Origin of the sequence: Actinocrispum sp. NPDC049592 (assembly GCF_040675465.1) — a bacterium.
Classification (GTDB): Bacteria; Actinomycetota; Actinomycetes; order Mycobacteriales; family Pseudonocardiaceae; genus Kibdelosporangium.
The window spans coordinates 1-17,727 of the sequence record NZ_JBFAPA010000029.1; the positions used below are offsets into that span (position 1 = coordinate 1).

Annotated in this window: 17 protein-coding genes; 3 read left to right on the forward strand and 14 right to left on the reverse strand. The window is 66.9% G+C overall.

Going from position 1 to position 17,727, the window contains the following annotated elements; all coding sequences use genetic code 11:
* Positions 1 to 73 precede the first annotated feature (73 nt).
* Entirely contained in the window at positions 74 to 1,549 is a 1,476-nt protein-coding gene (locus AB0J95_RS48325; RefSeq protein WP_364773231.1) for a glutamate-cysteine ligase family protein, read from the reverse strand.
* Between the two features lie 221 nt (positions 1,550 to 1,770).
* Between AB0J95_RS48325 and AB0J95_RS48330 the strand changes: the two genes are divergently transcribed.
* Positions 1,771 to 2,169: a L,D-transpeptidase gene (locus AB0J95_RS48330; protein ID WP_364773400.1), complete on the forward strand. Its 399-nt coding sequence runs from the start codon at positions 1,771 to 1,773 to the stop codon at positions 2,167 to 2,169.
* On the opposite strand, the gene AB0J95_RS48335 is transcribed toward AB0J95_RS48330, so the two are convergent.
* The 4 genes from AB0J95_RS48335 to AB0J95_RS48350 form a co-directional block, all read right to left on the reverse strand.
* On the reverse strand, positions 2,154 to 2,660 hold the full coding sequence (locus AB0J95_RS48335) for a DUF2165 domain-containing protein (protein WP_364773233.1): 507 nt from the start codon (positions 2,658 to 2,660) through the stop codon (positions 2,154 to 2,156). The two genes, AB0J95_RS48330 and AB0J95_RS48335, sit on opposite strands and share 16 nt — an antisense overlap.
* 31 nt (positions 2,661 to 2,691) lie before the next feature.
* A complete protein-coding gene (locus AB0J95_RS48340) occupies positions 2,692 to 3,774 on the reverse strand; it encodes an LLM class flavin-dependent oxidoreductase (RefSeq protein ID WP_364773234.1) in 1,083 nt (360 codons plus the stop codon).
* A 65-nt stretch (positions 3,775 to 3,839) separates the two neighbouring features.
* Positions 3,840 to 4,127 (reverse strand): antibiotic biosynthesis monooxygenase, encoded by a 288-nt coding sequence (locus tag AB0J95_RS48345; protein WP_364773235.1) that lies wholly within the window; start codon positions 4,125 to 4,127, stop codon positions 3,840 to 3,842.
* 869 nt (positions 4,128 to 4,996) lie between these two features.
* Positions 4,997 to 5,665: a hypothetical protein gene (locus AB0J95_RS48350; RefSeq protein WP_364773237.1), complete on the reverse strand. Its 669-nt coding sequence runs from the start codon at positions 5,663 to 5,665 to the stop codon at positions 4,997 to 4,999.
* Positions 5,666 to 5,735: 70 nt separating this feature from the next.
* Between AB0J95_RS48350 and AB0J95_RS48355 the strand changes: the two genes are divergently transcribed.
* Positions 5,736 to 6,584: a LysR family transcriptional regulator gene (locus tag AB0J95_RS48355; RefSeq protein WP_364773239.1), complete on the forward strand. Its 849-nt coding sequence runs from the start codon at positions 5,736 to 5,738 to the stop codon at positions 6,582 to 6,584.
* Between the two features lie 130 nt (positions 6,585 to 6,714).
* Here AB0J95_RS48355 and AB0J95_RS48360 read toward each other — a convergent pair whose 3' ends face one another.
* The 9 genes from AB0J95_RS48360 to AB0J95_RS48400 form a co-directional block, all read right to left on the reverse strand.
* On the reverse strand, positions 6,715 to 7,899 hold the full coding sequence (locus AB0J95_RS48360; RefSeq protein WP_364773240.1) for an Nramp family divalent metal transporter: 1,185 nt from the start codon (positions 7,897 to 7,899) through the stop codon (positions 6,715 to 6,717).
* A gap of 157 nt (positions 7,900 to 8,056) precedes the next feature.
* Positions 8,057 to 9,748: a chaperonin GroEL gene (gene groL, locus AB0J95_RS48365; RefSeq protein ID WP_364773242.1), complete on the reverse strand. Its 1,692-nt coding sequence runs from the start codon at positions 9,746 to 9,748 to the stop codon at positions 8,057 to 8,059.
* Positions 9,749 to 9,761: 13 nt separating this feature from the next.
* The gene (locus tag AB0J95_RS48370) at positions 9,762 to 10,787 is read right to left on the reverse strand and encodes an NAD(P)-dependent alcohol dehydrogenase (protein WP_364773244.1); all 1,026 of its coding nucleotides are present in this window, start codon (positions 10,785 to 10,787) and stop codon (positions 9,762 to 9,764) included.
* Positions 10,784 to 11,512 (reverse strand): iron-sulfur cluster assembly protein, encoded by a 729-nt coding sequence (locus AB0J95_RS48375; RefSeq protein WP_364773246.1) that lies wholly within the window; start codon positions 11,510 to 11,512, stop codon positions 10,784 to 10,786. Before AB0J95_RS48375 ends, AB0J95_RS48370 begins: the two co-directional genes overlap by 4 nt.
* On the reverse strand, positions 11,509 to 12,543 hold the full coding sequence (locus AB0J95_RS48380) for an amidohydrolase family protein (RefSeq protein WP_364773247.1): 1,035 nt from the start codon (positions 12,541 to 12,543) through the stop codon (positions 11,509 to 11,511). Before AB0J95_RS48380 ends, AB0J95_RS48375 begins: the two co-directional genes overlap by 4 nt.
* Positions 12,544 to 12,641: 98 nt before the next feature.
* Entirely contained in the window at positions 12,642 to 13,004 is a 363-nt protein-coding gene (gene mimD / locus AB0J95_RS48385) for a propane 2-monooxygenase effector subunit MimD (RefSeq protein WP_364773249.1), read from the reverse strand.
* Positions 13,001 to 14,170, reverse strand: a complete 1,170-nt coding sequence (locus AB0J95_RS48390) for a toluene hydroxylase (RefSeq protein WP_364773251.1) — start codon at positions 14,168 to 14,170, stop codon at positions 13,001 to 13,003. Before AB0J95_RS48390 ends, mimD begins: the two co-directional genes overlap by 4 nt.
* Positions 14,167 to 15,216: a 2Fe-2S iron-sulfur cluster binding domain-containing protein gene (locus AB0J95_RS48395; protein ID WP_364773253.1), complete on the reverse strand. Its 1,050-nt coding sequence runs from the start codon at positions 15,214 to 15,216 to the stop codon at positions 14,167 to 14,169. Before AB0J95_RS48395 ends, AB0J95_RS48390 begins: the two co-directional genes overlap by 4 nt.
* Positions 15,217 to 15,222: 6 nt before the next feature.
* Entirely contained in the window at positions 15,223 to 16,872 is a 1,650-nt protein-coding gene (locus AB0J95_RS48400) for a methane monooxygenase (RefSeq protein WP_364773254.1), read from the reverse strand.
* 174 nt (positions 16,873 to 17,046) lie between these two features.
* On the opposite strand from AB0J95_RS48400, the gene AB0J95_RS48405 reads away from it, so the two are divergent.
* Entirely contained in the window at positions 17,047 to 17,706 is a 660-nt protein-coding gene (locus AB0J95_RS48405; protein ID WP_364773255.1) for a transposase, read from the forward strand.
* Positions 17,707 to 17,727 lie beyond the last annotated feature (21 nt).

Sequence of the window (17,727 nt, forward strand, 5' to 3'; positions counted from 1 at the left end):
CAACTGCCGGCCCCCCCGGGGGGCCCACCGCCCGTTCTGGGGGTGGGGCCCCCCGGGGGCCCCCCCACTCCGCTCAGTCGGCCCAGGCGTGGACGGGTTCGTTGGAGTGCATGTAGTCCACGTAACGCTTGAGCATGGCCCGCAGGGCGTCGTGGCGGTCCAGACCTTCGTCGGCTTCGAGGCGCGCGACCTGGCCGACCTGCCAGGTCGCGCCGTTGCGGCCGGTCAGGCACCGCTGCTCGATCACGCCCAGTAGCCGGTCCCGTTCCTCCGCGGTGACGCCCCACTTGTCCAGACCTTCGTGGGCCATCGGCAGCAGGCGCCGCAGGACCAGCTCGGCGGCGGGCACGAAACCCAGTCCTGGCCAGTAGATCTGCGCCTCCAGCCCGTTCTTGGCGCCGGTGTGGAAGTTCTCCTCGGCCGCGCTGAACGACATCTGTGACCAAATCGGACGATCGGCCTCGGCCAGCATCCGCACCACGCCGAAGTAGAACGCCGCGTTCGCCAGGGTGTCGATGACCGTCGGCCCGGCGGGCAGGACCCGGTTCTCGACGCGCAGGTGCGGGCGGCCGCCCACGACGTCGTAGACCGGCCGGTTCCACCGGTAGATCGTGCCGTTGTGCAGCCGCAGCTCGCCCAGGGCCGGCGTCTCGCCGCGGTCGAGCACCTCGAACGGGTCCTCGTCTTCCATGATCGGCAGCAGCGCCGGGTACAGCCGGACATTCTCCTCGAACAGGTCGAACACGGTGGTGATCCACTGCTCGCCGAACCACACCCGCGGCCGCACGCCCTGTGCCTTGAGCTCCTCCGACCGGGTGTCGGTGGCCTGCTCGAACAGGGGTACCCGGGTCTCCTGCCAGAGGTGCTTGCCGAACAGGAACGGCGAGTTCGCGGCCAGCGCGAGCTGCACCCCGGCGATGGCCTGGGCGGCGTTCCAGTAGGCCGCGAACTGGGTGGGCGAGACCTGAAGGTGCAGCTGGGCGCTCGTGCAAGCGCTCTCAGGGGCGATCGAGTCGCAGGTCGTGTGCAGCCGCTCCACGCCGTCGATGGCGATGTGCAGGTCCTCCCCGCGGGCGGCGAAGATCTGGTCGTTGAGCAGGGCATACCTGGGGTTGGCCGACAGCGTGTCGTGGGTCAGGTCGGAGGCCCGCAGGGTGGGCAGGATGCCGATCATGACCATGTGCGTGTCCCGCTCGCGCACCTTGGTCTCGGCCGCGTTCAGGCTGGCCCGGACCTGCTCCTCGAACTGGGTGATCCCGCCGTCGGCCAGCCGCCGGGGCGCGACGTTGATCTCGATGTTGAACTGGCCCAGCTCGGTGACGAAGTCCGGGTCCGCGATCGCGTTGAGGATCTCGACGTTGCGGAACGCCGGCTCCGAACGGTTGTTCACCAGGTTGAGCTCGATCTCCAGGCCGGTCATCGGCCGTTCGAAGTCGAACCTGGACTCCTGCAGCATCCTGGCGAAGGCGTCCAGGCACCGCCGCACCTTGTGGCGGTATCTCGTCCGGTCCTCCCGGCTGAACGTCCGCCGGTCGACATCCTGGCCCATATGCGCACCGCCTTTCGACTGTGCTCATCCTCCAACAATCGGGCGCCTCGTGGGAACTGTGAGCCTCGCCGGACTGTTGCCATCCGCTTTCGGCGGCTCGGTTTGCGCGCGCGAATCCGGGGTAGTCCAATCTGTGGGAAGAACCGACCAACCGCAAGGAAGGGCAGGGGTTTCCTGTGCGAGTACGAAAGCTGCTCGTCTCGGCGACTGTCCCTCTTGGACTGTTCGCCGGCACGGCATTGCTGTTGCCCCAGGCCGCTGAGGCCGCGGGCGCACCCTGCGGGGCGGCCGCCCGGGCCTGTCTGAGCCTGTCGACCAACCAGGCCTGGCTGATGGACAACGGGAACGTCACCTACGGCCCGGTGCCGGTGACCACCGGCAAACGCGGGTACGAGACCCCGCCGGGCACGTTCAAGGTGACCTGGAAGGACCGCAACCACCGCAGCAAGGAGTTCCACAACGCGCGGATGCCGTACTCGGTGTTCTTCAACGGCGGCATCGCGTTCCACCAGGGCAGCCTGAAAGCGAAGTCACACGGGTGCGTGCACCTGTCCCAGGCTGCCGCTCAGCAGTTCTTCGGAACGCTACGGGTGGGTGACGTGGTTCAGGTGGTGCGCTGACCGTTCCCGGCCGGCAGATGGGTGACGATCAGGGCGGCGGCCGCGAGCACGACGTTGCGGAACGCCGCCTCGATCCCGTTCCAGTTCTTGGACTGCCACATCTGGAACCACTCACCGCCGATCACGATGAATCCCAGGCCGAACAGGACGATCATCATCAGCAGGCCGATGGTGGTCACCCGCTTGGCCCAGCCGCCCGGGTCGCGGATCCATGCGATCGTGGCGGCGATCAGCGCCACCGCCGTGAGGGCCTCCCAGATGATGATCAGGATGTAAGCCGTGATCGCGAGGCCCTCACTGGTGATGGCGCGCCAGATGGTGCCGGGTGTCTTGAACGTGGTGTCCATGGCCAGGACGTGCACCACGAAGTCCTTGTTCGTGGTGAAGTCCGTGATGTTGCCGAACACCACGAGCAACATGTATAAACCCGTGATCGCTGCCAGCACGGCGGTGGCCGCGCGGTGTGTCCCCAGGCGGGCGAGCATACTCATGATCGGGACCCTACTGGTCCCGGCAAGCGTGCTACGCCACCGTCAGGGTGGTCGCCTTCAGGCTCTCGTGGGTCGGCGCGTCCGGCACGGTGTCCGGCCGGACCTTGGCGAACTCCTTGCGCAACACCGGGATGACGTACTCGCCGAGCAGGTCGATCTGCTCCAGCACGGTCTTCTGCGGCAGTCCCGCGTGGTCCACGAGGAACAGCTGGCGCTGGTAGTCGCCGAAGTACTCGCGGAACTTCAGGGTCCGCTCGATCACCTGATCGGGGGAACCGACGGTGAGCGGCGTCTGCTCGGTGAAGTCCTCAAGGGACGGCCCGTGCCCGTACACCGGCGCGTTGTCGAAGTACGGCCGGAACTCGCGCACGGCGTCCTGCGAGTTGTGGCGCATGAACACCTGGCCGCCCAGACCGACGATGGCCTGCTCGGCGGTGCCGTGGCCGTAGTGCTCGAAGCGTTCGCGGTACAGGTTGATGAGGACCTGGGTGTGCTCCTTGGGCCAGAAGATGTTGTTGGCGAAGAAGCCGTCACCGTAGTAGGCGGCCTGCTCGGCGATCTCCGGGCTGCGGATCGACCCGTGCCACACGAACGGGGGAACTCCGTCCAGCGGGCGCGGCGTCGAGGTGAACCCGTGCAGCGGCGTGCGGAACCGGCCCTCCCAGTCGACGACATCCTCCCGCCACAGCTGGTGCAGCAGCGCGTAGTTCTCCACGGCCAGGCCGATCCCCTGCCGGATGTCCTTGCCGAACCACGGGTACACCGGACCGGTGTTGCCGCGGCCCAGGATCAGGTCGACACGGCCGTCGGCCAGGTGCTGCAGCGTCGCGAAGTCCTCGGCGATCTTGACCGGGTCGTTCGTGGTGATCAGGGTGGTCGCGGTGGACAGGATCAGCCGATCCGTCTTCGCCGCGATGTAACCGAGCGTGGTCGTCGGGCTGGACGGCACGAACGGCGGGTTGTGGTGCTCACCCGTGGCGAACACGTCCATCCCGGCCTGCTCGGTGTGGATCGCGATCTCGACCATGTTCTTGATGCGCTCGTGCTCGGTGGGCGTCCGGCCGTTGGTCGGATCCTGCGTAACGTCGCCCACGCTGAAGATCCCGAACTGCACGGACCTCACCTCTCTCGGGGTAGTTGAACGTTCATCTATCCTGTGGAACGGGGATGGGGGGTTGGCTATTCCCCCGTGGTTCCCTCTTCGGCGGCGACCAGGGAGTCGATGGCGTCGAAGAACGCCTTGATGCCCGGGAGGTTGGCGCCCTTGGCGCGGGATGCGGCGAAGTCCTCGGGGGTGCGCCACTCGACTATGTCCAGCCACTCGTTGTCGGGGAGGCGGACCAGGCGGGCGTTCAGGAAGCCTTCGCGGTCGGCTTCGAAGTCTTTCAGCATCGCTGGGCGGGCTTTGAGGAGTTGTTCGGTGTTGTCTGGCAGGACCTTGAACCTCGTCAGCTCCACTGTGGTCATGGCCGCCTCCTGCAGTCACCTGGGTTGATAGTCATGTTTGGTGACTATAACGGTGGGGGAGGTGGAATATTCCTCGGGTGCTTGAGAGACCGCTCGCGCGGGTCGCGAAAGAAAGAGATGTCCTCGCCGGACGGGCAGGCCGCCAAGAGGGGCAGGGGATCCTTCGGGTTGGGCTGGGCGCGGCACGCGCGGGGGGAGTCGATGGGCGAGCACGTGCAGGGATCCGGTGCGCGAGTACGAGTGGTCGGAATCTGATGTCCGAGCAAGCGCTGGACCTGAATCCCGACACCAAACCCCCACCCATGTCCCACTTTCCACTTGCTCGCATTCCACCTCGCGCCGCCCACCGCGGAGACCTCCATTCCGCCCCCTAACCCCCACTTTCAGCCCACCAAGCATCGCTCCCAGATTCCGCTTGCCCCCACCCGCGTCACCCATCAGTGCGCACCTTCCACTAACGGGTGCCCCTCTCCGCAACCACCTCGCAGTCCCTCAGGGCCATCTGCCTTCCAACCGTGCCCCCGCGTCCTGGCTGCCCCGCCCCATCCTGCACTTCGGCCTGGTGACCTGCTCCAACTCCGCGCGCTCACCCGATCCACGCGGCCCTCTGTACACCCACCCACACCGTCTTCACGCTGCTTGTTTATTCGCGGCCATCTAGCCCTGCGCGCCTCGCCTGGCGCTTCCTTCCCCACCGTCGCCGCCAAGCCCTGGCGCGTACCACGGCTGTCCATTCCCCATTCGTGTCGGAGCGGCGTTTTGGGCGTTGTGGGGCGGGCATGAGGTCACCCGATCGAGTGCCGCTTCGCGCCGAAGGACTCTCGGCGGATGGCCTGCGCTCCCGTCTCTTCCGCAGGCGCCCGGAATTCTCACCCGATTGTGCGGCGGGATGTCTCGGTCACATGGGTCGTGAAGGCGCGGATCAGGGGGTGGGGGGTGGGGGAGAGTTCGGGTTGGAAGAGGGTTGTGAGGTAGAAGGGGTGGGTGGGAAGTTCGGCTATGCGGGGGTGGGATGGGGTGTGGGGGTCGTGGCCGGTGAAGTGGAGGCCATGGGACTGCAGCGTTGAGATGTAGGTGGGGTTTGTGGCGTAGGCGCAGTGGTAGCGCTCGGTTGTGCGTTCGGCGCCGAGGATGTGGGCGGCGCGGGAGCCGGGTTGGAGGGTGACGGGGCCTTCGTGGCCGATCAGGCTGCACTCGAGCGGGACCATGAGCTGGTGTGGGGCGGTGGGGGTGGTCTCGGCGTGGTGGACGTCCAGGCCGCAGACGTTCCTGGCGAACTCCAGGAGAGCGTGCTGGAAGCCGCCGCAGGTGCCGAGGAACGGGATGCCGTTCTCGCGGGCGGTGCGGACTGCGGCGAGAGCGCCCGCCTCGCTGACGTAAGGGCTGCCGGGCACCAGCCAGATGCCGTCGAACCCGGCCACGTCGTGGCCGTCCGGGGTGGGAACCCAGTAGACGTCCATGCCCTCGAGCAGGGCGGGGATGCGGGTGTGCGCGCGGACGCTTGCGGAACGGTCTCCGACCAGGGCGATTCTGGGCATGGACGCATCCTGCCTCGCTCACCGAGTTCAGCGCCAACGATGATCCATGGTCTCGGTATTAGGGATACTGATGGATGTGGATGTACATCAGTTGCGGACGTTCGTGGCGATCGCCGAGTGCGGGTCGTTCTCGGGCGCGGCGCGGGAGCTCGGGTACACGCAGTCGGCCGTGTCCCAGCACATCGCGGCCCTGGAAGCGTCGCTGGGTGCGACGCTGCTGGAGAGGCGCCCGGTGGCCCTGACGGTGGTGGGCGCGCGGTTGCTGGAACATGCGCGGCCGTTGTTGCTGAGGTTCGACGCGGCGAAGGTGGACATCGCCCGCCTCAACAGTGCGCCGCCGGTGACCGTCTCCATTGGACTGTCCCCGCTGGCGATGACCCGCCGAACAGCCGAAGCGCTCCAGCAAGCCACGGTGCACGTCCTCACCCGCGAGGATGTGGTCGCGAAAGTGGCGGCGGGCAAGGTGGACCTGGGCCTGATCGACGGCCTGACCGCTCCCTCGGACCCGCTCAACCTCCCGGACGTGGGCCCCTTCACAGCCGCGCGGGTGTCGGAACAGCCAGTGACCGTGGCCCTGCCGAAGAGTCACCCGCTGGCAACGCGCAAAGGCTTGCGGCTCAGCGACCTGGCGGACGCCCACTGGATCGACGCGCCTGGCACGGCGATCCCGCTGACCCAGCTGAGAGCCGCCACAGGCACGGACGCCTTCCACCCCGCCCTGCGCTACGAAGGCACGGACATCCACACCCTCACCACCCTCATCGCCGCGGGCAAGGGCCTGGCCATCCTCCCGCCGATCGGCCCGGAGCTGGCCTTCGTCCCCGTCACGGCGCCGCGAGTGGTGCACCGGGTCGAGGTCCTCTACAGCTCCACAGTGGATGGTCCGGCCGCCGCGCTGGCCCGGGCTCTGGCAGGGTAGGGCGTATGGGTGCGGTCGTGTTCGGGCTGGGTGGGACCATCGCGATGGCCGGGGACACGGTCGCCTTCCCGGCGGACCAGCTCGTCGGCGAACTGCCCGGGTCGAGCGGGTAGTCGACTTCCGGCGGGTCCTAGAAGATTGCCGAGCTCGCCAAGTACAGATTCAGGACGGTGACGATCAAAGCGCACGTTCCCGCCACGATGGTGGTCGTCCTGCGGTTGACGTGATCGCCCATGATGTCCCGGCGGGAGGTCAGCCACACCAACGGGATCAGCGCGAACGGGATGCCGAAGCTGAGCACCACCTGGGAGATCACCAGGCTGTCGGTGACCGGCAGGCCCAAGGTCAGCACGATCAGGGCGGGCAGCATGGTGATCGCGCGGCGCGCCATCAGCGGGATGCTCCGCCGGATGAACCCGTTCATCACGACCTGACCCGCGTAGGTCCCGACGCTCGACGACGACAGTCCGGACGAGAGCAGGGCGACCGCGAACGCCAGAGCCGCGCCACCGCCCAGGAGCCGGCCGAGTTCGGCGTGTGCGAACAGAATGGGGTCGGCGCCGCCGAGGCCGCGCAGGGTGGCGGCGGCGAGGATGAGCATGCCGACGTTGATCAGGCCCGCGGTGCCGAGAGCGATGAACACGTCGAGGCGCGTGGCCTTGGTGTGCTGCGGGCGGATCTTGGTAAGCGCCGAGTGCAGGTAGATCACGTGCGGCATCACGGTCGCGCCGATGATCCCGACGGCGAGCACCAGGGCGCTCTCCGAACCGCCCTCTAACACTGTTGGAATAGGAGTGTTGCTATTGGACACCAGTACCAGGTCGTAGGCGAACCCCAGCAACACAATGCCGAACAGACCCGTGATGGCCAGCTCGAACGGCCGGTACCCGCGACGGCTCAGCTCCAGCAGCGCGAACGCGACCACAGCGGTGATCAGGCCCGCGGCGGGCAACGGAACGTCGAACAGCAGGTACAGACCAAGCGCGGCGCCGACGAACTCGGCCAGATCCGTCGCCATGGCAACGAGTTCCGCCTGAACCCACAGTCCAAAAGAGACCTTGCGGGGCAGGTGCTCGCGGCACAGCTCGGAGAGGTCCTGGCCGGTCGCGATGCCCAGTTTCGCCGACAGGTACTGCACGAGCATCGCGACCAGGTTGGCCGCCAGGACGACCCAGACGAGGGTGTAGCCGAACCGCGCACCCGCGGTGATGTTGGTCGCGAAGTTGCCGGGGTCGATGTAGGCCACGGCCGCCACGAAGGCCGGCCCGAGCAGGGCCACTGTCCGTACCCGAGGCTGACTGACTGCAACGGCCATCGCCGCGTCCACCTTTCCAACGGCGCGTGTCCCCCTTTCCTCCCCGGTGTGTCCCCCTTTCCTCCACCCCGTGTCGCCCTCGGGCGACCCGGCTGCGGAGAACTCATAGTGGAGGAACGGGGGACACGGGGTGGAGGAAAGGGGGACACGCGGGGGATTAGCCGACTGACGGGCCGAGGCCCAGGGACTGCGGTGTGCTCGCGTCGGGCGATGGCTGGTGCAGGCCTTCGTCCAGCGGGCCGAACTCGGTCATCAGGGCCGGGCTGCCGCCCCAGGGGGTCTGCTCTTCGGCGATCAGGGAGTTGGTCGTCAGCAGCAGACCCGCGACCGACGCTCCATTCTGGAGGGCGGACCGGCAGACCCGCAGCGGGTCCACGATGCCCATCTCGACCATGTTGCCGTACCGGGAATGCAGCGCGTCGAACCCTTCGTCCGCGCCCAGCTGCCGGGTCTGGGCCAGCACGTCGGCCGCCTGGTGACCGGCGTTGGCCGCGATCAGGAACGCGGGCTCGGGCAGCGCCCGGCGGACGATGTCGGCGCCGACCGCGTAGTCGCCCTCCAGCTCCAACGAGTCCAAAGCGGACACTGAGTGCAGCAGCGCCGCACCGCCACCGGCGACGATGCCCTCGGCCATGGCCGCCCGGGTGGCGGACAACGCGTCCTCGACCCGGTGCTGCAACTCTTTCAGCTCAGCCGGGGTGGCCGCGCCGACCTTGATCACCGCGACCTTCCCGGTCAGCGCGCCGATCCGCTCGGTGAGCACGTCCTCGTCCACCCCGAACTGGGCGCGTTCCAGCTCGGCCCGCAGCTGGGTGACCCGGAACGACACGTCCTCGGCGCTGCCGTAGCCGCCGATGATCGTGGTGGCGTTCTCGGTGACCCGGACCTGCTTGGCGCGGCCCATCTGCTCCAACGTCATGGTCTGCAGGGTGAACCCGGACTGTCGCGAAAGGACTTCGCCGCCGACGATCGCCGCGAGGTCCTCCAGTTTGTGCAGCCGCCGGTCGCCGAACCCGGGCGCGCGCACGGCCACGGCTTGGAAGTTGCCGTTGACGTGGTTGTGCACCAGCATCGAAAGCGCTGTGCCCTCGACGTTCTCGGCGATCAGCACCAGTGGCCGCGGCGCCCGCATGATCCGGTCGAGGACCGGCATCAGCTCCTGGACCTTGGTGATCTTCTCGCTGCACATCAGGATGTACGGGTCGTCGATCACGGCCTCGAGCCGGCCGGGGTCGGTGACCAGGTACGGCGAGATGTAGCCGTTGTCGAACTCGAAGCCCTCGACGAAGTCCACCGACATCCCGATCCGCGGCGACTCCTCAACGGTGACAACGCCACCATCGCCGACGGTGTGCAGGGCGGCGGCGATGACCTCGCCGACCAAGTCGTCGTCGTTCGCCGAGATCGCGGCCACCCTGGCGAAGTCCTCTTCGGACGAGACCGGATGGGCCATGCCTTCCAGGTGCTGCACCAGAGTGCCCACCGCGATGTCGATGCCGCGCTTGACGAGCACCGGGTTGGCGCCGCCCGCGATGGCGTTCATGCCTTCGCGCACAATGGCCTGCGCGATCACGGTGGCGGTGGTGGTGCCGTCGCCGACGACGTCGTTGGTCTTGATCGCCGCTTCCTTGACCAGCTGGGCACCCATGTTCTCGAACTGGTTCTTCAGGTGGATCTCACGGGCGATCGTCACGCCGTCGTTGGTGACCACCGGCGAACCGGTGATCTTCTCGATGATCACGTTGCGGCCCTTGGGGCCCAGCGTCGACTTGACCGCGTCGGCGAGCTTGTCCACGCCCGCGAGCAGCAGGTTGCGGGCTTCCGAGCCGAAGCGCAGTTCCTTCGCCATGCCGTTGTCTCCTTCAGGGCGTGAGGATCGCCCGGCCGCGGACCCGGCCGGCGTCGAGGTCGGCCAACGCTTCCAGCGCGCCGTCCAGCGGGTATTGCTTGGTGTGCAAGGTGACCTTGCCGGCCTGAGCCAGCACCATCAGCTCGGCCAGGTCGTTGTACGTGCCGACCAGGTTGCCGATCACGTTGCGCTCGGTGGAGATGATGTCGATGGTGGGAATGTCGATGTTGCTGCCGTAGCCGATCACGAAGTGCGACCCGTTGCGGCGGGTCATCGCGAACGCGTCCTGCTGGGCGCCCTGCTCGGCGACGAAGTCCAGGACCACCTCGGCGCCGTGGCCGCCGGTGAGGTCCAGGACCGCCTCGACGTGTTTCCCGTCCGCCACAACGGTCTGGTCGGCGCCGAGCTGGGACGCCAGCTTCAACGCGTCCTCGTTGCGGTCGACCACGATGATCGTGGTCGCGGTCAGGGCGGCAAGTGCTTGGATACCAATGTGTCCAAGGCCACCGGCACCGTTGACGACGCACACGGTGCCCGGGTACAGCAACGGCACTGCCTTGCGAACAGCGTGGTACGCGGTGATCCCGGCGTCGGCCAGGGCCGCGACGTCTTCAGGTCGGGTCTCGGGGTTCAACTTGATGCATGCACGTGCGGACGTCAGCAGGTACTCGGCCATGCCGCCGTCGGTGTTGATCCCCGGGAAGGTGCTGTTCTCACAATGCATGTCGTTGCCGGCCCGGCAGGCGTGGCACAGACCGCAGGTGGGGGTGGGGTGCAGGATGACCGTGTCGCCAACGGCCACATTGGACACAGCGGAGCCCACTTCGTGCACCCAGCCCGCGTTCTCGTGGCCGATGGTGTAAGGAAGGGCGACCCCGGACTTCTCGGCCCACTGTTCTTCGATGATGTGCAGGTCGGTGCGGCACACGCCGGCACCACCTATCTTGACCACCACGTCGAAGGGGTTCTTGGCCGTTGGCTCCGGTACGTCCTCGATGACGGGCTGCTGGTGGTATGCGTGCAGCCGGACGGCCTTCATGGCGTGTCCTCCTTTGTGGACTCGTGGTAGCGAGCGGCCAGCATTCCCCGGCACACTCCCGAGTTGGCTTCCTGGCTGACCCTGGTGACCCGGGCGAGCCCCAGGTGCCTGGTCAGGTTGGCGGCCCTGATCGGCTCGTCGGTCGCCGGGTCGACCAGCAGCGGCGCACTGTCCGAATGGGACAGTCCAAGCTCCCGCCGCCGGTCCTTGAGGCGGTCGAGCTCTTTGCCCGGCGGCACGTCGCCGAGCGTCATCCCGGCCAGGGTGACCGGATCGGTGCGCAGCGACCGGCAGACCCGGTCGGTGCCCGCCAGGACCGCCCGGCGGAGGAACTCCGCCCGCAGCGAGTCCAGCTCGTTGACGGCCTCCCCCTCGAAGGAGGCGACGAACCCGGCGCGCCTGGCCACGCCCTTGTTGATGGCACCGGCCGCGAAGTGGTCCCGCAGCCGGACGTCCACCCCGGTGATCCCGGGCACCGCGCTGACCGCGTCGTAGGCGTCCGCGACCATCAGGAACGCGAAGTTCGGCGCACAGAAGTACGTCGGCAGCCGCAGACGGATCCTCGCGCGCCCGTCCTCCACAGTGCACTCCGAGACGAACCCGAGGTCTGTCAGGGGCTCGTCGAGCTCGGGGTCGAGGACGGTGCCGAGCGCGGACCAGACCGCCTTCGCCAGAAAAGATGGCACAGCAGCGGTCTGGTCCTTGAGCGCGCCCCGCTCTTTCATGACGGAACGCCGACCGGTTCGGTCGTCGGTACCGCCTGGGGCTGCAGCTCGGCCGGAATGTCCAATCCGTACAGCCGGGCCGCGTTGAGACCGAGGATCTTGCGCTTCTGATCCACAGTCAGCTTCGCATAGTCCGAGAACTCCTCGCCGTCGGGCATCTGCCAGTCGACGAAGCCCTCGACCTGCCACTTGGGTTCCCAGATGGCGTAGTCAGCGCCGAAGATCAGCCGGTCCTCGCCGAGCCAGAACATCAGCTCGCCCATGACCTTGGCGAAGAACCGCGGCCGGGCGTGCATCAGGCCGCCGACCACCACGGCCAGTCCCGCGTACACGTTGGGCTCCTGCGTCGCCATGAAGCAGAAGTCCTCGATGCGGGGCAGGCCCACGTGCTCGACGATGAAGTTCAGCTCGGGGAAGTCGGTCGCCGCGTGGTCCACATCGGACACATCGAAGGCGTCCTTGTCCAGGGGCCAGATCGTCGGGCCCTTGTGCACGTGGATGTTCTTGACACCCAGCTCCTGGCACCTCTCCAGATACCGGTAGGTCTCCGCGTCCTTCAGCGTCCAGCCGCGGGACTCGCCGCGCCACTCCGCGGTGTAGAGCTTGACGCCCTTGCAACCGTAGCGCCGCACGCGTTCCTCGAAGGCGCGCATGCCCTCGTCACCCTCGCGCGGGTCGAAGGTCGTGTTCACCACGAACTTGCCCGGGTGCCGCTCGGCCAGCGCGCCGTCGGCCTCGGTCGTGTTGAACCCGTTCTTGTACCACTGCTTCAGGTTGGTGGGCTGGAAGATGGCGATGTCGACGTGACCGGCGTCGAACAGGTCCTTCATCATCCTTTCCTCGGAGTACTTCATGAACTCCTCGATCGACCAGTGGGTCTCGGCCGGCCCGAGCCCCTGGTAGGCGTGGAAGCACTCGATCCAGCCCTTGGCGTACTGTTCCTGGCCCGCCACCCAGTTGTCCGGGCTCGCGTCCCAGAAGTGGGTGTGGGCGTCGACCACGAAGTACTTCTCGCCATCCTTCTCGTACACGGTGTGCTACTCCTTGCCCAGTCGTGGTGGTAAGGACCTCGTGAGTGGTTTTGCCCATGAGAACGAGCAAAACCACTCACGAGGGGTGAGCTGGGGCTTCAGCTTCGGGCAACGAGGTCGAAGTCCAGGAACTCGGCGGCGTCCTCCGGGTTGGCGAACATGATCGTGCGGTCGTCCTCGTGGATCATCCGCCCGTAGTGGGTGGACATGCTCTCCTCGAACTCGGCCGCGTTGAACCAGCCCTCCTCCTCGCCGGCCGCCTCGTCGATCTCCGCGTAGACGACGTCCATCCGGCCCTTGGCGTCGACCCTGATCATCGACGGCAGCGGGGTGATCGTGACGTTGTCCTTGTGCCGCATGACCTCCGCCACGATCGCGCCGACCTGGTTGTTCATCAACGTGAAGCCGCACATGTTGGACGCGGTGTTGTTGCGCTGAAACCTGCTTTCAACGGCAGTCACTGGCTCAACTCCTTCGGTGCTTGCAGGTCCAGGTCGGTGAGGATGGCAGAGAACCGGCTCTTGGCGCGGTCAAGGCCGTCCTCGAAGCGCGGCGGCTTGGCGTCCGGCTGCGACCACAGCGGCTGCAGTGTGCGGGCGGCCTTGACGCACCGCGGCACCCACGTGGACAGCCACTGCTGCAGGATCTTGCGGTTCTCCGCGCCGAACTCCTTGTCGTTGATCAGGAGCTGGAACATCGGCTTGGTGTAGCGCAGGTCCCGCTCGGCGAAGTCGTACTCCTCCGCGCCGATCAGCGTCGGCGTGACGAAGTCGCCATTGGACGGTGCAGCCTGCTGGACCAGGTTGCTGCGGAACAGTTCCCCGACCAGTGGCTCGAACACGATGTTGGCCGCGAAGATCGCCTCACACCAGTCCCAGATGCCGGTCAGCTCCTCGGCGGTCTCCCGCACACCCTGCCAGACCGGGTCGGAGTTCCAGGTCTCCAGGTGCGCGCTGCCGTCGAAGCCTTGCAGCTCCTCGGAAAGCGTGAGGTTGTAGAGCGCAAGGTCCTGCGCTGCCCGGATCCGGTGCATGCTGTTCACCGAGATCGCGTTGTTGTGCATGTTCGTCGGCGCCCTGCGGTTGGCGTTGGCGAACAGGTACAGGCCCAGCCCGTGGTCCACGTGCATCCATGCGCCCACGTGCTGCGCCACGAACGTCACCCAGTTGCGGTTCCACTGGTCGAAGGCCTTGGACTGCTTGGCGGCCTCGATGTTCTGCGTGAGCTGACGGACCACGTTGGAGTTGTAGCGGTAGAGCGTCAGCTCCCACTCCTCGTTGGGGTCACGGAACTCGTGCCACCCCAGCGCGGGCCAGTCGTAGCCCTTGCCGCCGGATCCGGGGCCGCGCTCGGGCACCGGCCGGTCGGAGCCCCACGCCTTGAGCACCGTCCACTCGAGCGGGTAGCCGCCCTTGCCGTCCGAGAAGCCGTACAGCCAGCCCTGCGAGAGGTAGTGCCGCGGGTCCGGCTGGACCTCGACGGTCACGTCCTCGTAGTGCGACTGCTTGCGCTTGGCCGGTGTGAAGTAGTTGAAGCGCCTGTGCTCGGAGTCGGGGAAAACCTTCGCGCCCGCCTCGGCGTCGGTGAAGACCGGCTTGGGGACGCTGCGTTCCTGGGTAGATGTCATCGGTCCTCCGCTTCACCGGTTGTGGTGAACTTGTCGTAGAAGATTCGCTTGTCCGCGACGCCCAGTGCGGGCAGCAGCTCGATCGCCGCCTCGACCATCGGCGGCGGGCCGCACACGTACGCGTCCGCACCGTCCAGTTCGGACTCCAGGCGTCGCACCACATCGGTGATCAGCCCGGTCTCACCCTCCCAGCCGTCCCCTTCCTCCGGTTCGGAAAGGGCCGGTACATAGGAGAAGTTGGGCAGCTTCTCGGCCAAGGCGGTCAGTTCGGTGTCGAAGCACAGGTCCCGGCGCCGCCGCGCCCCGTAGTAGAACGTGGCCCGGCGGTCGATGCCCCGTTCGGCCATGGACCGCAGCAGCGCCAGGATCGGTGCCATGCCCGCGCCCCCGCCGACGAAGACCAGATCGGCGCCGGGGTTGTCGCGCAAGGTGAACACCCCGAACGGCCCGGTGATCTCCAGCTGGTCACCGACCGCGACTCCGGTGTCCAGGAAGGTCGAGAACAGGCCGTCGGGGTAGATCTTGATGACGAACTCGAGCAGCCCGTTCTCCCCGCTGGTCGTGTTGGCCATGGAGAACGACCGTGTCTCGTCCGTCCCGGGCACCGAGAAGTCCACGTACTGGCCGGGGAAGAACTTCAGCGACGTGGGTTCAAGGAGCCGCACGACCAGGTGGCGCATGTCGTGCGTGACGTTGTCCTTGGACACCACCTCCACCCGGGCCTGCTGGATGGGCAGACCCGAGCGGATCATCTCCTCGTCGTAGTTGAGCAGCTCGATCGTCAGGTCCTCGTACGCGTGCGCCCGGCACAGCAGGGTGAAACCCTCCTCCTTCTCGTAGTCGGGCAACGCGAACGTGGAGTACCGGTCGTGCTCGACGTCGTCGCCTTCGAGGATGAACGACTTGCAGGCGGCGCACTGCCCCTCCTTGCAGCCGTGCATCAGCATGACGCCCTGCTCGGCGGCGGCGCGGAGGATCGTCTGGTCGGAGTCGACCTCGATCTCCACGCCGACCGGCTCGAATCGCACGTGGTGCTTCTCGCCCATGACCTGTTAGCTCTGCGGAGCAGGTCGGCCGGCTGGGCCCTGGCGGTTGTAGTCGGCGACGAACGCCGCACGCTGCTCGTCGGTCATCTGGTTGAGCAGCACGTTCGGGCTCTGCACCTCGGGCATGCGGCGCAGGTGGTCCAGCGTCCACATCTTCTTCGGGTCCAGGTCCAGGTGCGGCTGCGCGACCATGGTCTTGCCGTCGTCGCGCACGAAACCCATGTCGGACACGACATCGGCCCAGTTCCAGCCGTGGTACAGCGTCTCCCACTCACGGGCACCGATCAGCTGGCCCATGTTGGGCGTGTTGCGGCCCTGGAAGGTCGGCCGGAACGCCTCGGCGTCGGTCCACCGGCAGGCCTCGTGGCAGTAGGTCCGCCACTGACCGTCCACTTTGTCCACGACCATGTCCTCGCGGACCAGGCACGGCACCATGCAGGTCCAGCAGCGGTGCGGGTACACGTAGTCGACGTTCTCGGCCACGATCGGGTGGTGTCCATTGGGGACGGACAGGCGGTTGTAGTTCTCCCACCACTTGCCGTACCGGTCGTACCAGCCCGGGTACTTGTACTCGAACCACTCGAAGTCCTTGTCCGTCATCGGGTCGATGCGCCAGTAGTTGGCCAGCCACCCGGTGGCGAAGAACTGGGCCACCTCGTGCACGTAGCCCTTGTTCCAGATCTGGTTCCACGCCTCCTCGATCAGGTCGTGCGGGATGACCAGACCGTAGCGCTCCAGCGGGACAAGGTAACTGCGGTAGTAGTCGTCGTAGATCCACCGGCGCCACATCTCCGCGTAGCTCTCGCGGTCCTTGCGGCGGTCCTTCGTGCCGTACTCGATGAAGGTGCCGATGGCCGCATCGACCACGCGGTGGTTGTTCCACCACGCGTAGCGCAGGTCGCGTTCCAGCAGCTGGTGGTTGGACTCGTCGGACAGCGCCATCAGCAGTGTGGCGTAGCCGTTGCTGATGTGCCGGGACTCGTCGGACTGCACCGAGTGGAACACCGTGGGCAGCAGGTAGTCGCCGTTGGCCGCGGCCTCGGCGGGCATCGCGACGAACAGCGTGTTGGTGAACGCGGTCTCGGCCACGATGGTCAGGTAGATGCTCGCCGCGGTGATCGCGTCACCGGTGATGAAGCCCTCGGCGAACTGACGGCCGATCGTGCCGCAGTAGTCGTTCTGGAAGTTGCGCAGGCTCGAGTTGAAGCCCGCCGGGTCGATGTAGTTGTTCATGTATAGGCGTTTGAGGTTCTGCTGGATCGTCGAGTGCCGCACCTCGTCGATCATCTGGATCGCCTGGCCGTTGTGCAGCTCGGGGTTGGGCACCGTGCGGAACAACAGCGGCATCGCCCGCGCCGCGGAGATCTCCGGCAGCGGGATGATGCTCAGGAACAGCTTCTGCCACTCCAGCCACCGCTCCTGGACCTGGCGGAACATGTTGCCGCGGATCGCGCCGTCCTCGGCGCCGTACACGCGGTGGTCCTTCTCTTCCTGCATCGGGAAGTAGGAACGCAGGACCTGCTTGAGCGGGTCCTTCTTCTTGGCCTTGCGGAAGGTGTAGTCGGTCCCGTAGTGCGACACGGGCTGGTGGTATGCCGGTTCCCAGGACAGTTCCTGGATCTTCTGGTGTGCTCTCGCCACACTTTGGCGGCTCATTGATCCTCCGTTCGGCGATGATCCCCGCCTTCAGATATTGCGGACGGAACTGGTTCTGCTAGCCGGGCACGGCATGCCCGGTTTTGTCGGTGTGGGTTGCTAGCTTGGGTTCGTGTCTCGCTACCGGTTGTCGCCGACGCCCGATCAGGAAGTCGCTCTGCTGGAGCACTGCGCGTGATCGGGGTCGATAGGGGTGTTGTCGTGTCGGCTGCGTTGTCGGATGGGCAACTGCTGTGCGTACCCGGCCTTACGACCGGAGAACAGCAACGTTTGCGCCGGCTGCGCCGTAGGTTCGCTCGACGGAGCTACGGGTCGAATCGGGGCGACCGCGTGAGGCAGGCGATAGCCCGACTCATTGCACGCAGGACGGACAGGCGCAAGGACTGGGTGGAGAAGACCTCCACCGACCTGGCCCGCCGGTTCGATCTCGTCAAGGTGGAGGAGCTTCGAATTCGTGCAATGACCCGTTCTGCCCGGGGCACCGTTGGCCGACCCGGCCGTCGTGTCCGGCAGAAGGCGGGGCTCAACCGGGGCATCCTCGCGAACGGTTGGGGTTTGCTGGTGGCTCGCCTGGAGCACAAGGCTCCAGGGCGTGTGGAGAAAGTGAAGGCGGCGTTCACGTCGTTGCAGTGTTCGGCCTGCGCGCACATCGCATCGGAGAACCGCAAGAGCCAAGCGGAATTCCGATGTACGGCCTGTGGGTTCACCTGCCATGCCGATGTGAACGCGGCCAGGAATATCGCCGCCAGGCGTGCGGTGACAGCGCGGGGAGCCTTCCAGCCACTGGGCGAGGCCGTGAACCGTGAACCTCAACTCGCTGCCTCCGCTGTCTGAGTGGTGGTTGTGGGTTGGAAT